The sequence below is a fragment of the Paenibacillus sp. S150 genome, assembly GCF_019352175.1.
In the GTDB taxonomy this organism is placed as follows: domain Bacteria; phylum Bacillota; class Bacilli; order Paenibacillales; family Paenibacillaceae; genus Paenibacillus_AQ.
On the sequence record NZ_JACBYI010000020.1, the window covers coordinates 71,302 to 85,908 of the forward strand.

Consider the following 14,607-nt stretch of genomic DNA (forward strand, 5'->3'; position numbering starts at 1 on the left):
TGCTGGAATGACAGCATCATAACCTTAGCTTGGTTGCATGTTCTCACCGACGGTGACGAGGCTATTGGCGATTATATTGAAGGAGGTGAACAGGATGGCATTGACTCAAGAACGTAAGCACCAATTGATTGACGAGCACAAAACTCATGAATCCGATACAGGATCCCCTGAGGTGCAAATTGCTATCCTAACGGAGAACATCGTTAATTTGACCGACCACTTGCGTACGCACAAGAAGGATCATCATTCCCGCCGGGGGCTGCTGAAGATGGTTGGACAACGTCGTAAACTGCTGGCGTATTTGAAAAACAAAGACATCAGACGTTACAGCGCCCTGATCGAAAAACTGGGATTGCGTCGCTAATTTTTCATAATCGTTACCCTAAAGCAGCCTGGTTGTATACCGTATGTCCTTCTTACGAGCGACAGCGGGACAGCCGGGTTGCTTTTTGGAAATTTAGGGGAAACTATTGTTATTGGCAAGTTGATATTCTTTGCACAAACGGCTGTTTTATCTCTGCTTGAGGACAAGCCGTTTTTGCTTGAAATATAAGAATTTATAGGCTTCAGGCTATATATTGTCCTTCTATTTCTCGCTGAAACGGATTCTTGAGGGAGGCATAGCCGTTTCACTTGCAACAAACGTTTTATTTTCCGGGCTATCATTGAACCTGCGATAGCGAGATGCGGGTCTAATACCATTCAAGGAGGGGTTTTATGGAAAAACGTGTAGAAATGCAGCTTGGCGGAAGACGCCTTGTGCTGGAAACGGGCCGCCTGGCCAAACAGGCAAATGCTGCGGTCATGGTCCGTTATGGAGACACTTCAGTATTGTGTACGGTTACAGCCTCCAGCGAGCCTAAAGATCTGGATTTTTTCCCGCTTACGGTTAACTATGAGGAAAGATTATATGCAGTCGGTAAAATTCCCGGAGGCTTCATCAAACGGGAGGGCAGACCAAGCGAAAAAGCGATTCTGTCCAGCCGTCTGACGGACCGTCCGATCCGCCCGCTGTTTCCCGAAGGGTTCCGCAACGATGTGCAGGTCCTGAATCTTGTAATGAGCGTGGATCAGGACTGTGCGCCGGATATCGCTGCTATGATCGGTACTTCTGCAGCCCTCAGCATCTCCGATGTGCCGTTCAGCGGTCCGATCGGCGGTGTGGCTGTGGGCCGCATTAACGGTGAGTTCATCATTAATCCTGATGTTGCACAGCAAGCGGCCAGCGACATTTATGTGGTCGTAGCCGGAACGAAGGACGCCATTATGATGGTGGAGGCTGAAGCCAACGAAGTGCCGGAAGATGTAATGCTGGAAGCCATCATGTTCGGGCATGATGAAGTCCGCAAGATCGTAGCTGTAATTGAAGAGCTGGTTGCGGTTGCCGGCAAAGAAAAGATGGCGGTGAAGCTGCATACGGTAAATGCCGACGTGAATGCCGAGGTCCGTGCATATGCGCAGCTTCGTCTGGTGGAAGCCGTGAAGATTGCCGAGAAGCATGCCCGCCAGGATGCCATCGATCTGATCAATAATGAAACGGTGGAGTATTTCGCAGAGAAATACATAGAAACACCAGAGCTTCTGAAGGATGTCAAGGAAGTGCTGCATGATATCGTGAAGGATGAGGTAAGACGTCTGATCACGCATGACAAGATTCGTCCGGATGGACGCAAGCTTGACGAAATCCGTCCCATTGAATGCGACACGGCTCTGCTGCCGCGCACCCATGGTTCCGGACTCTTCACTCGCGGACAAACACAGATCCTTAGCGTATGTACGCTCGGCGCGCTTGGAGATGTGCAGATTCTTGACGGAATTGATCCGGCTGAGACCAAACGCTTCATGCACCATTACAATTTCCCGCCGTTCAGCGTTGGGGAAGCCCGTCCGCTCAGAGCACCGGGACGCCGCGAAATTGGACACGGAGCCCTCGGGGAACGCGCATTGTCCAAAGTCATCCCAAGCGAAACTGAATTTCCGTACACGATCCGTCTGGTTTCTGAGGCGATTGAATCGAACGGTTCTACTTCCCAAGCAAGTATCTGCGCCAGCATCTTGGCGATGATGGATGCGGGTGTGCCAATTAAAGCGCCTGTAGCCGGTGTGGCGATGGGGCTGATCAAAGACGGAGAGCATGTCTCGATCCTGACCGATATTCAGGGAATGGAAGATCATCTTGGAGATATGGATTTCAAGGTTGCAGGTACGGCAGAAGGGGTTACTGCGATTCAGATGGATATCAAGATTGATGGCATCAACCGCAAGATTCTCCAGGATGCTCTCCAGCAGGCCAAAGAAGGACGTATGTTCATCTTGGGCAAAATGATGGAGGCCATCTCTGCGCCCAGACCTAACCTGTCCAAATACGCACCAAAAATCATTATCATCAACATCAATCCGGACAAAATCCGCGATGTTATCGGTGCAGGTGGTAAGATCATCAACAAAATCATCGAAGAAACCGGCGTGAAGATCGACATCGAACAGGATGGACGTGTATTCATAGGCTCTTCGGACGAAGCTATGATTCAAAAAGCCCGCGGCATTATCGAAGGCCTTGTGCGTGAAGTGCAGGTCGGAGAAATCTATGTGGGAACGGTTAGACGCATCGAGAAGTTTGGTGCTTTTGTTGAACTGATTCCGGGCAAGGACGGATTGGTGCATATCTCGCAGCTGTCCACAGAGCGCGTAGCCAAGGTAGAGGATGTCGTAGCTATCGGCGACACGATTACTGTCAAAGTAACCGAAATCGACCAGCAGGGCCGCGTCAATCTGTCGCGCAAGGCTGTACTCACTTCGGAAGGCGCAGCTAAGGCATAATTTCACCATGCAGCTTCAACCGAATTAATGTTTTGAATGAATAAGGAGAGACAGAAGCAACTGCGTTCTGGCTCTTTTTTTGAAAGAATTTATATTTTTGGGGGTCCCCGCAAAGTACCTGAGTAAATCACCGAAGCCAATGCCCCACTTTGTGGGGTTATTTTGCATATTTTCCTCTGGAAATTCATAGGCTGGGACAAAGCGTCTCTGCATGTACCCTGTGCCGGGACGGACAAATGAACCGTTTCTGCCGGGGAGGAAAAACGACATGAAGACGGAAAAGGCGGCGCTTGTGCTGGCCTGCATCGCTGTAGTGATCGGCATCGGCAGTACGAACGGGCCGGTGAAGAAAATGCTGGCCCAGCTTAAGCCGCAGACGGAGCTGGCTGTGTGGGGCGGGACTGCCGCAGAACCGAAGGATGATTTGCGTACAAGCATTGAGGTCAAGGCGGCCAAGCTGAACTCCCCTCCAATAGATGCCACTGTGGACCGGGTATGGAAGGCTATCCCTGGCTATAACGGCCTGGAAGTGGATGTGGAGGCTACTTACCGGAATGCGCAGCTAGCGGGACCGAATGCTGGCCTCAAGCTGCTTTACCGCCAGATTAAGCCTGAAATTTCACTGAATGATCTGGGGGCCCAGCCGATCTACCGGGGCAACCCCGCGAAGCCGATGGTGTCGCTGATGATCAATGTAGCCTGGGGCAACCAGTACATTCTCCCGATGCTGGACATCCTGGACCAGGAAAAGGTGAAGGTCACCTTTTTTCTCGACGGCAGCTGGCTAAGCCACAATAAAGAGCTGGCCGCTGAAATGCTGAAGCGCGGGCATGAAATGGAGAATCACGCCTATACCCATCCCAATATGAGCACCTTGAGCCGGGCGCGCGCGACCGCCGAGATCCAGAAAACGCAGAATCTGCTAAAGGAAAGCCTTGGGGTGACCAATACCTGGTTTGCACCTCCATCCGGTGATTTTGACCAGGAAACTGTAGATATTGCGGCCTCGCTTGGACTGAAAACCGTGCTCTGGACGCTTGATACGGTGGACTGGCGCAATCCTTCACCGGATTCGATCATCACCAAGATCAGCAGCAAGATTGAGCCGGGCAGCCTGGTTCTGATGCATCCGACTGCCTCCTCATCGAAGGCTCTGCAGGGGATGATCCGCGGAATCAAGGCCAAAGGCCTGCAGCTGGGAACGGTCAGCCAGACGCTCTCCGCAGAGCGTGTACTGCCGCCGGATGTTGAGTGAGCCGCTTAATTCTGGTAGGATAAGAGGCGCGAACACCAAATACAGATAGAATCAGGTCTATGCCAGGAGGACTTAGAAGTGGAAAAAATAGTATTGTCAAACGGTCTGCGGGTGGTTACCGAAACCATCCCCACCGGCCGATCCGTTTCCTTTGGAATTTGGGTCAAAACAGGCTCCCGCAATGAGACTCCGCTCAACAACGGGATTTCTCATTTTATTGAGCATATGCTTTTTAAAGGCACCGACCGCTATAGCGCCAAGGATATTGCCGAACAGTTCGACGCGATTGGCGGCAACGTCAATGCATTTACCTCCAAGGAATATACATGCTATTATGCCAAAGTGCTGGATGAGCATCTGCCCATAGCTGTGGATGTGCTTGCCGACATGTTTTTCCGTTCGCGGATGGATGCCGAGGAGCTGGCGAAGGAAAAAAACGTCATTCTGGAGGAAATCGCCATGTGCGAGGACACGCCGGATGATCTGGTGCATGATCTGATGTGTGCCGCAGCCTACGGGGAGCACCCGCTGGCCTATTCAATTCTCGGGCTCAAGGAACGTCTGCAGGAAATGACTCCTGAGGATCTCCGCGCGTATATGAAGACGCAGTATACGATTGAGAATACAGTCATCAGCGTAGCCGGCAACATTAATGACGGATTGGCCGAGCTGCTGGAGAAGCACTTCGGGTCTTTTGACAACCATGGCGAATCCGCAGCGCTGGCTGCGCCTGATTTCCATGGCGGGCTGCTGTTTCACCGCAAAAAAACAGAGCAAAACCATATTTGCCTCTCCCTGCCTGGCGTCCAAAGCGGCGGACCGCTGCAATATCCGATGGTGCTGCTGAACAATGCGGTCGGCGGCGGGATGAGTTCACGGATGTTCCAGGAGATCCGCGAGAAACGCGGCTTGGCCTACTCGGTATATTCCTATCACAGCTCTCAGGCGGACAGCGGCATGTTCACGGTATATGCGGGAACCGCGCCGAAGCAGACCAAAGAGGTTACCGAGCTGATCAAAGAAATGATGCACGAGCTTGCCGTCAAGGGGCTTAGCGAAGAGGAATTGCGAAAGGGCAAGGAGCAGCTAAAAGGAAGCCTGATCCTGAGCCTTGAGAGCACCAGCAGCCGGATGAACCGTATCGGTAAAAATGAGCTGATGCTGGGAAGACATGATACACTGGATGATATGATCGCCAAAATTCAGCGGGTGACGATGGATGATGTCAATTATTTGCTGGACCAAATGTTTGCGGAGCCGCTGGCGCTGGCGATGGTAGGCTCCACAGACAAAGCTATTGCCAATGTTAGGAGAGATGATCTTGTCTTATTACGTTCAAATTAATAGGCTTCCGGGCACGGAGGACGTAGAGCTGCCCCGCAAAATGTCCGAGCAGGCATCAGGCTATGACCTCTACGCAGCCGTAGGGGAGGCTGTTGTGCTTGCTCCGGGCGAGCGTGCACTAATCCCGACGGGAATAGCACTGGCCATGCCGGACGGGCTGGAGGCGCAAATCCGGCCGCGCAGCGGGCTGGCGCTCAAGCACGGCATTACCTGCCTGAACACCCCGGGAACGATCGACGCCGATTACCGCGGCGAAATCAAGGTGCTGCTCATCAACCTGGGGCAGGAGCCATTTGCCATTGCCCGCAATGAACGGATTGCCCAGATGGTCTTTCAGGCTGTACCTTCCGTGACTCTGGCCGAGGTGGAAGAGCTATCGGAAACCCGGCGCGGAGCCGGAGGCTTCGGGCACACGGGCAAATAAGAAGCGGGGCCGTCCTTTTTCAAGGACAGCATGTTCCTCGCAGCCATAGGGAAAGCTTGCGGATTAACGCCGGTAACGGCGGGCTCCGCAAGCTTTTTTTGAAATATAAGCATTTATATGCTGTGCACATTAAATGATCCTTCTATTTCTCATTGAAACACCCCGTCTCTTATAAGGACGGCGTAGCCGTTTCTGCTTGAAAGATAAGAATTTATCCTGAATTTCGAAAGTAAGCATCTACAAATCATCTCAAAGGCTCTACACGAAGGGATTTCTTGCTAAAAACAGCCTGCAACCAAAAGGGTGAAGGAAAAAGAGGGTTTATCCCTTGTCCTATCTGGATTGGTTCAATTCACTTTCGGAATTCAGGTTTATATGAATGGAACCGGAGAACCTGAACAAGCTGATGGAACGCAAGGAGGTTCATAGAAAGCGAAGTGGAAAAAGTAACACTAATGGGCTGGAATTCCGGCTTTGACGGGCTTTAGTGGGATTTTGTACACTTCATGGAGGCCCGTTCCCCCATACGGCTGATTTCAGCCGAATTAGTTGTACTTTTTCCCGCTAGGGATGATCCGGAATCCGAATGCGCTACTTTAGTTATCCTTTTTACCACTAAAATGGCTGCCCTTTGGATCGCAGCCATTTCTGCTTATGGGAATATAAGGATTGTTATGTTTCGCTCTCCATCAATTCGTCCTCTTTGACCTCCGCTGTTTCTCAAGTCCGTTGCTGTGTATTATATTCCCTGCCTGAATACCTCCAAAAATTCCCTGGCCCTCTGAACATATCATAAAAATGAACTCGGCTGCTTTTCTGCGGTTTATTCGGAGTGCCCACTATTTCTTCTCCGCTCATCACCCATCCGCAGCCTGCGGCATAAGATGCTCTATAGTCGATAGTGTGTATGTGGAAAGGAGCGTCATCCCTATGCTTACTGGCATCAGGATCGTGTTCCTGGGCGGGGACGCGAGACAGATTGAAGTGATTCGGAAATGTGTGGAAATGGATGCGACGGTAAGCGCTGCCGGGTTCGACAAGTGGGATGCCCCAAGCCCGGGGGTGAGCCTGGAACAGATGTCGTCAGAATTGCTGAGCCGTGCGGATGTCCTGGTGCTGCCTACGGTGGGCTGTGATGATGAAGGCAATATCACTGCCCTTATGTCCAATGAGCGCCTGCAGCTGCTGGAGGAGCATATTGCTGCGCTGCCGCCAAGCTGCACGGTATATACCGGCATGGCCAAAAGCTATTTGCGCGGCCTGTGCGCCCGGCATTCGCTGAAGCTGGTGGAGCTGCTGAGCCGGGACGATGTGGCGATCTATAACTCCATCCCTACGGCTGAGGGAGCGCTGGTTATGGCAATTCAGAATACGGATTTTACAATCCACGGGTCCACCTCAATGGTGCTGGGCATGGGCAGAACCGGCTTTACCATGGCAAGGGTACTGCAGGGCTTGGGTGCAGGCGTAAAGGTGGGAGTAAGAAAACAGGAGCATTTCGCACGGGCAGAGGAAATGGGCTGGAAGCCCTTTATGACCGGAGAGCTGCTGGCTCATGCGCCGGACGTGGACCTCATCTTTAATACGATTCCAAGCATGATCATCACGGCGCAGGTTCTGTCGCGTCTTCCCAAACACTGTGTAATTATCGATCTGGCTTCCGCCCCGGGCGGCTGCGATTTCCGCTATGCGGAAAAACGCGGGATCAAGGCCATGCTTGCACCGGGCTTGCCCGGAATCGTTGCTCCCAAAAGCGCCGGAATCATTATGGCTAACGCGCTGGTACAGTCGATATCGGACGAGACTTTGAACAGGGGGGACGAATAAATGGATTGGCATGGTAAAACAGTAGGTTATGCAATTACCGGCTCTCATTGCACGTTTGCCGAGGTCATGCCGCAGATTCAGCGGTTTATGGACGGCGGTGCGAAGGTGGTGCCGATTGTTTCCGCATCCGTGCTGAATACGGACACCCGCTTCGGGACATCGGAAAATTGGTTAAAACAGTTGAAAGATATAACAGGGAATGATATCATTTCTACAATTGTTGAAGCGGAACCGCTGGGGCCTTCCAAGCTGCTGGATGTGCTGACCATTGCGCCCTGCACAGGGAATACGACGAGTAAACTGGCGAATGCCATGACCGACAGTCCCGTGCTGATGGCTGCCAAATCGCAAATGCGCAATGGCCGCCCGCTGGTGCTGGCGATCTCTACCAATGACGGACTCGGACTGAATGCGGCGAATATCGCGAAGCTTTTGGTGACGAAGAATATTTATTTCGTGCCGTTCGGCCAGGATAATCCGCAGAGCAAGCCGAATTCGCTTGTGGCGCAGATGGACCTCATCCCTGAGGCCTGCTATTCGGCTCTGCAGGGCAGCCAGCTGCAGCCGATGATTATCGAACGGTTTCATTCAGCATAGACTTTTGAATCACGCAGGCACTCTGGCCATAAAGGTATACATCTGCCGTCCTCATTCCGAGGGCGGTTCAACACTTTATTCAGCTATCCGAATACGGACCTGGCCCAGGCAGTATTCCCGCTTGAGGAATGGCTGTTCTGCGTACGTATTAGTGTGCTTGCTCAGAGAAGCAATGGAGGAATTATAAATGGGTATTTTGGTGCAAAAATTCGGCGGAACCTCACTCTCCACACCTGCGGCCAGAGAACATGTCATCCGTCATGTCAAACGCGAGCTGGCCAGCGGCTTCAGCCTGGTGGTGGTCGTATCGGCCATGGGCCGCAAAGGCGAGCCTTATGCAACCGATACGCTGCTCGACTGGGCGGTGCAGAACGGAAATTCCCTGCCGGCCAGGGAGAAGGACCTGCTGATGTGCTGCGGAGAGATCATCTCCGCCACAACCCTGTGCGGCCTGCTGGAGCAGGAGGGCATTCCCGCTACCGTGCTGACAGGAGCACAGGCCGGCTTTCTGACCGATAACAGCTACGGCAACGCAAGAATTCTGGATGTTAGAACCGAACGCATTCTACGCGAGCTGCGCGAGCATAAGGTAGTTATTGTAACCGGGTTCCAGGGGCAGACCGAAGCCGGTGATTTCACTACCCTTGGACGCGGCGGCAGCGACACTTCGGCAACGGCGCTTGGCGCATCGCTGCGTGCGGATATGGTCGATATTTATACGGATGTGGACGGTATTCTCACCGCCGATCCGCGGATTGTCGAAGACGCCAAGCAACTGACCTATGTAAGCTATACGGAAATCTGCAACATGGCTTACCAAGGCGCCAAGGTGATTCATCCCCGCGCAGTGGAGATTGCCATGCAGGCCCAGATTCCGGTACGTGTACGGTCTACATTCTCCGAAGCCGAAGGCACGCTCGTAACTCATCCTGAAGGGTTCAGCGATGTTTCGCACGGAGTGGTGGACCGTTTTGTCACGGGCATTGCCTATGTGAGCAACATCACCCAGATTTCTGTGGAATGCCCGGATGGCAACGGTACCGGCGTGCAGCTGAAAATTTTCAAAAGCATGGCCGACAACGGCATCAGTGTGGATTTCATCAACGTAACGCCGACCGAAGCATTGTATACAGTGAACGATGACAAGTCGGAGCAGGCGATTGCCGCGCTGCAGGAGCTGGGGCTGCGTCCTTCGAGCCTGTCCGGCTGCGCCAAGGTTTCAGTAATCGGCGGCGGCATCAATGGGGTTCCCGGCATCATGGCCCGCATCGTTGAAGCGCTAAGCTCGCAGAATATTCAGATTCTGCAGTCGGCGGATTCCAATACAACCATCTGGGTTCTGGTCAAAAAGGAAGATATGGTGCAGTCGCTGCGTGCGCTGCATGCCAAATTTGAATTACACCGCTGACAAGGAGGAATTCAAAGTGGACTTCGGAAGATTAATAACCGCCATGGTTACCCCCTTTGACGGGGGAGGGGAGATCAACTGGGAAGCAACCTCAAGGCTTGTAGACTACTTAATTGAGGAGCAGAAGTCCGAAGCGCTTGTGGTCTGCGGGACGACTGGAGAATCCCCTACCTTAAGCGATGAAGAAAAGCTTGAGTTATTTGCTTATGTACTCGGCAGGGCTGCCGGCCGCTGTAAAATCATCGCCGGCACTGGAAGCAACAGCACCAGACATTCCATGCGTCTGACGAAGGAAGCCGAGAAAATCGGTGTGGACGGTGTGCTGCTGGTTGTTCCCTATTACAACAAACCGAACCAGGAAGGGCTGTACCGGCATTTTTCAGCTATCGCTGGGGAGACGGCACTTCCTGTTATTTTGTATAATGTCCCAAGCCGTACCGGTATCAGCATGAGTGCCGCCACCACGCTCAGGCTGGCCGGGATCCCGAACATTGTGGCTACGAAGGAATGCGTGTCGGTGGATCAGATTACACAGATTGCTTCCGCTTGTCCCGCCGGCTTCCGGGTATATTCGGGGGATGATTCCGCAGGACTTGCTGCGCTTGCTGTTGGAGGCCATGGCATTATAAGTGTAGCCAGCCACGTGGTGGGCGGGCAGATGGCGGAGATGATCGAAGCTTTTGTCTCAGGCGACGTACGGCGGGCCGGGGCGCTTCACCGCAAGCTGTTCCCGGTATTTAAGGGGCTGTTCGAATGCCCGCAGCCGCTTCCTAATCCTTCTGCCGTGAAGTACGCACTGGGGCTGCGCGGTATCGATGTAGGTTCGGTGCGGCTTCCGCTGATTTCACCTACAGAGGAAGAGGCGGCATTTATTGCAGCGCTGCTGAAGTAGCTTCAGTTGAACGTTCCGGTTGCCTTCGCTCAGAAGCCGGCATTCCTTGCCCAGGAGTGCCGGCTTCTGTATGTTTTGTGTCAAAAATATAAACGCATTATAAAGTTTCAGCGTGCCTTCACAAAGGATAAGACAAACACGGCGCTCTGTTTCTGCTTGTCTTTTCCTCAAATAAAGGCCATGAATTAAGGAAAGAATAGGGATGCGGAGTCGATGACTTGTCTTTTGCCAAAAAAATCATGTATAATGTTCTTAAGTGACTGGGTGCGGTAAAAATTAAATATGCGGTAATCTTCCGTCAATGTATTTTACATTGTGAGACAGGATAGGTCCTTGAATAAGTCTGCGCTAATAGCGCCAGATTTTCGCGCGAGGGGCGCGGGCAGTGAATTTTGACGGCTTTTTTCCGCTCAAGAAGGGTTTCACTGCCCGATTCAGGAGATTTCGCAATGCGAAATTATACAGACTTATGGAATTTCCTTGTTGATTGTGGAAGCTATCAGCAATTTGAAGATGTGTTCAGCGCCGCTGAAATAATGAAGCTTATTGTTTGCAAATAAAAGTATGACGTCCAACATCATTAGGAGGGTTAGATTCATTTGTCCAAAAAAAACAACAACGATAAATTGACGATTTTCGCTTTGGGCGGAGTCGGAGAAATCGGGAAAAACATGTATGTGGTTCAATACGGCAGCGACATTGTAGTCGTGGACGCGGGACTTAAATTCCCGGAGGAGGACATGCTCGGTATTGACATTGTTATTCCTGACATCTCGTACCTGACAGAGAACCGTGACAAAGTAAGAGGGATTGTACTTACCCATGGACACGAGGACCACATCGGCGGCTTGTCTTATGTGCTCAAGAACCTCAATGTTCCGGTTTACGGAACCAGACTTACGCTGGGCCTTGTAGAGAACAAGCTCAAGGAAGCGAACCTGCTTGGCGAAACCAAACGGATTACCATTAATGAAGATTCGGAAATTGAACTCGGCGCCTCGCTCAAAGCGACTTTCTTCAGAACGAACCACAGTATCCCCGACTCGGTCGGCGTATGCATCGAAACACCGGAAGGCAATGTTGTCCACACAGGCGACTTCAAATTTGACCATACCCCAGTCAACGGTCAGTTTGCCAATTTGCACCGGATGGCTGAAATCGGACAGCGGGGCGTACTTGCACTCATGTCAGACAGTACGAATGCCGAGAAGCCTGGCTTCACGCCGTCGGAGAAGAATGTCGGCATTGTTCTGGAGGATATTTTCCGCAAAGCTGAACAGCGCGTCGTGGTAGCAACCTTCGCTTCCAACGTGCACCGTATCCAGCAGGTGGTTAACGCGGCGGAATCAACCGGCCGCAAGATTACCGTTATCGGCCGCAGTATGGTGAACGTGGTATCCATTGCTTCCGAGCTTGGATATTTGAATGTGCCTGACGGCATGCTGATCGAGCCGGAGGAAATGAACAGAATGGCCGGCAACCGTGTGGTAGTTCTGTGCACAGGCAGCCAAGGCGAGCCGATGTCGGCGCTTACCCGCATGGCACGCTCAAGCCACCGTAAAGTGGATATTCTGCCGGGCGATACCGTAATTATTGCGGCAACGCCGGTACCAGGCAATGAGAAATATGTCGGCCGTACGATTGATGAGTTGTTCCGGCTCGGCGCCAACGTGATTTACAGCGGTTCCAATTCCGGTGTTCACGTATCCGGTCATGGCAGCCAGGAAGAGCTGAAGCTTATGCTCAACCTGATGAAGCCGAAATATTTCATTCCTATTCACGGCGAATTCCGCATGCAGCGCAGACATGCCCTGCTGGCGGAATCCGTAGGTGTAGAGCCAAGCAACATTTTTATCACTGAACTGGGTGAAATGATTGAAATTTCCGGAGGCGCAGCACGCAGAGCCGGCAAAGTAACCGCAGGCAACGTGCTGATTGACGGACTTGGTGTGGGTGATGTGGGAAACATCGTACTCCGTGACCGCAAGCTGCTGTCCCAGGACGGTATCCTTGTAGTAGTTGTAACTTTGAGCAAGCAGAATGGGGCCATTGTCTCCGGTCCGGATATCATTTCCCGCGGCTTCGTCTATGTGCGGGAATCCGAAGGGCTTCTGGATGAAGCGAACCGGATTGTCTCCGGCACGCTGCAGCGCCTGATGAGCGAGAAGGTCAATGAGTGGGCTTCACTCAAGACCAGTGTCAAAGATTCGCTCGGCCGTTTCCTCTATGAGCAAACCCGCCGCAGACCGATGATCCTGCCGATCATCATGGAAGTGTAATCAAGAAGCATGCTTCTTAACCAATAATAAATATGCAGGGCCAAGAGCCCCTTTTCCCCGGAAATATTGGACGGTTTCCAGGGGAGAAGGGGTTCTTTTTGCTTGTTATAGGTATCCGGCAACAACATTTGGGCTGCCCAATCGTTATATAGCCAAGGGGGTGCGGGATGGGGCCTGGAGATATGGAGAAGCTGCTCCAATTCAAAATGGCGGAAATCTGCCGATACTTAATCCGCTTGGGCGCGGAGGCGGCTGATGCGGAGGATATCGTGCAGGATACGGTTTATAAGGCGCTGCTGTATCTTGAAGCGATCGATGAGCGCAAGTTCAGCGCCTGGCTGTATAAAGTAGCGATTAATCGGTACTATGATTTTTGCCGGAAGCAGAAAAGATTTCTTTACAGTGAGGAAGTGGACGAACAAGCTGTACAGGGCAGTGAAATGCCGGAAGCCGTGCTGCTGCGCCAGGAGGAGAAAGAGCTGATCGAATTTGTGCTTGCCAAGCTAAGCCCTGTGAACCGGCAGCTGATTCTGCTGAAATATGAGATGGAGCTGTCTTATAAAGAAATTGCGGCGCTGCTCGGTATATCCGAAGGCAAAGTAAAAGCTACTCTTTATAGGGCTAGGCAGCAATTTCAACAATTGTATGGAGGTGAGGGCGAATGACTGCCCCGTGGGAAGAAGCAGAAGAACAGAATCTCGTGAATATTCTGAAAAAAACCAAGCGGAAAAGCATGATCCGCAGTATTATAATTTCGCTTACCGTCAGTATTCTTACACTGATCGGCATATTTGTCGGCGCTTCACAGCTGGTAGACCGCAGGTCTTCCGAAACTCTTTTCAGTGAATGGAATTTTATGATGATCAGCAGTCCTAATGAATATGAGTCCGGATACAAGGATAACCGCGGTTTTTTATCCGGTGTCATGGAACTGAATACTTACAAAATCGTGGAGAATGTACCGATACCCTGGCATAACAAATGGATCAATTACAACGAATGGTGGTTTCCTTTCACAACCGGAACGTATGGCGGAACTTCTAACCTGACTGTAGAGGATTCCAATATGAAACAGGAGGGATATGAATACTACCGGAATTACAATCCTTACAATGGGCAAAGAGAGATGGCGTATTACATTCCGGAAGTCGATTACAATGGTAAAATTCTGAACGATCTTTCCCTGCTGGACCGCATGGAGGAAGAAAAGCTGGTGGAGATGGCTATTTCTTTTAACACAAGCTATTCGTTTGCCGAGGTTAAAACAATGCTTCCAGCAGGCATAAGTCCGGTTTGGTACTGGGTTGATACTTACGCTGACCGATCAGGATTCAATTTCAAGCCCTACAGGGACGGGAACGGCAACATGAGCTATCCGCTGCCCATGACATCCTCATTTGGGGTGTATGGCTTTGGGATACGGCCGGATTCGGATCAGGCAGCACCTGAAGATTTTATCGATTTGGTGAAAAGCGGAATTGAAAGAAAAGACAAATACAACAGCGAATACCGGCGCATTTATAATGATCTCAAGAAAGACGAGACAGAGCCGGAAGCCGCTGATCTCCGGATACTGGGTGTTGTTGTTACTGGCACTGCTGATGGATTAAAAAGCTTCAAGAATCAAAGCTATGTCCGCGCCGCTGTGCTCGGCGCTGTCGTGGATAAATATTGACGCAGCAGGACTGCGGGAGTTCTTGGAAAGGAGCGCCGGGCCGTGTAATTTGCAAGCCTGTGCATAAGGAAGTCCTGCGGAATGTC

At 51.7% G+C, this 14,607-nt stretch carries 12 protein-coding genes; all 12 read left to right on the forward strand.

Features of this window, described 5'->3' with window-relative positions; translation table 11 throughout:
* Positions 1 to 94 precede the first annotated feature (94 nt).
* Positions 95 to 364 (forward strand): 30S ribosomal protein S15, encoded by a 270-nt coding sequence (gene rpsO, locus HYD27_RS18230; protein ID WP_219217515.1) that lies wholly within the window; start codon positions 95 to 97, stop codon positions 362 to 364.
* A 353-nt stretch (positions 365 to 717) separates the two neighbouring features.
* Positions 718 to 2,820, forward strand: a complete 2,103-nt coding sequence (pnp, locus tag HYD27_RS18235) for a polyribonucleotide nucleotidyltransferase (protein ID WP_219217517.1) — start codon at positions 718 to 720, stop codon at positions 2,818 to 2,820.
* A gap of 268 nt (positions 2,821 to 3,088) precedes the next feature.
* Complete coding sequence (locus HYD27_RS18240) at positions 3,089 to 4,075, forward strand: polysaccharide deacetylase family protein (protein ID WP_219217519.1); 987 nt, start codon at positions 3,089 to 3,091, stop codon at positions 4,073 to 4,075.
* 78 nt (positions 4,076 to 4,153) lie between these two features.
* Positions 4,154 to 5,419 carry a M16 family metallopeptidase gene (locus tag HYD27_RS18245; RefSeq protein ID WP_219217521.1) on the forward strand — a complete coding sequence of 422 codons (1,266 nt, stop codon included), beginning with the start codon at positions 4,154 to 4,156 and terminating at the stop codon, positions 5,417 to 5,419.
* Complete coding sequence (gene dut, locus HYD27_RS18250; RefSeq protein WP_219217524.1) at positions 5,397 to 5,843, forward strand: dUTP diphosphatase; 447 nt, start codon at positions 5,397 to 5,399, stop codon at positions 5,841 to 5,843. The genes HYD27_RS18245 and dut overlap by 23 nt, the downstream gene beginning before the upstream one ends.
* A 930-nt stretch (positions 5,844 to 6,773) precedes the next feature.
* Positions 6,774 to 7,670, forward strand: a complete 897-nt coding sequence (gene dpsA, locus HYD27_RS18255) for a dipicolinate synthase subunit DpsA (protein ID WP_219217526.1) — start codon at positions 6,774 to 6,776, stop codon at positions 7,668 to 7,670.
* Positions 7,671 to 8,267, forward strand: coding sequence for a dipicolinate synthase subunit B (locus tag HYD27_RS18260; RefSeq protein ID WP_219217528.1), 597 nt, complete (start codon positions 7,671 to 7,673; stop codon positions 8,265 to 8,267).
* Positions 8,268 to 8,454: 187 nt separating this feature from the next.
* The gene (gene dapG / locus HYD27_RS18265) at positions 8,455 to 9,675 is read left to right on the forward strand and encodes an aspartate kinase (protein ID WP_219217530.1); all 1,221 of its coding nucleotides are present in this window, start codon (positions 8,455 to 8,457) and stop codon (positions 9,673 to 9,675) included.
* A 16-nt stretch (positions 9,676 to 9,691) separates the two neighbouring features.
* Complete coding sequence (gene dapA, locus HYD27_RS18270) at positions 9,692 to 10,567, forward strand: 4-hydroxy-tetrahydrodipicolinate synthase (RefSeq protein WP_309242089.1); 876 nt, start codon at positions 9,692 to 9,694, stop codon at positions 10,565 to 10,567.
* Between the two features lie 599 nt (positions 10,568 to 11,166).
* Positions 11,167 to 12,846 (forward strand): ribonuclease J, encoded by a 1,680-nt coding sequence (locus tag HYD27_RS18275; protein ID WP_219217534.1) that lies wholly within the window; start codon positions 11,167 to 11,169, stop codon positions 12,844 to 12,846.
* A 167-nt stretch (positions 12,847 to 13,013) separates the two neighbouring features.
* Positions 13,014 to 13,511 (forward strand): RNA polymerase sigma factor, encoded by a 498-nt coding sequence (locus HYD27_RS18280; RefSeq protein WP_219217536.1) that lies wholly within the window; start codon positions 13,014 to 13,016, stop codon positions 13,509 to 13,511.
* Positions 13,508 to 14,521, forward strand: a complete 1,014-nt coding sequence (locus HYD27_RS18285; protein WP_219217537.1) for an anti-sigma factor — start codon at positions 13,508 to 13,510, stop codon at positions 14,519 to 14,521. The genes HYD27_RS18280 and HYD27_RS18285 overlap by 4 nt, the downstream gene beginning before the upstream one ends.
* Positions 14,522 to 14,607: the final 86 nt, after the last annotated feature.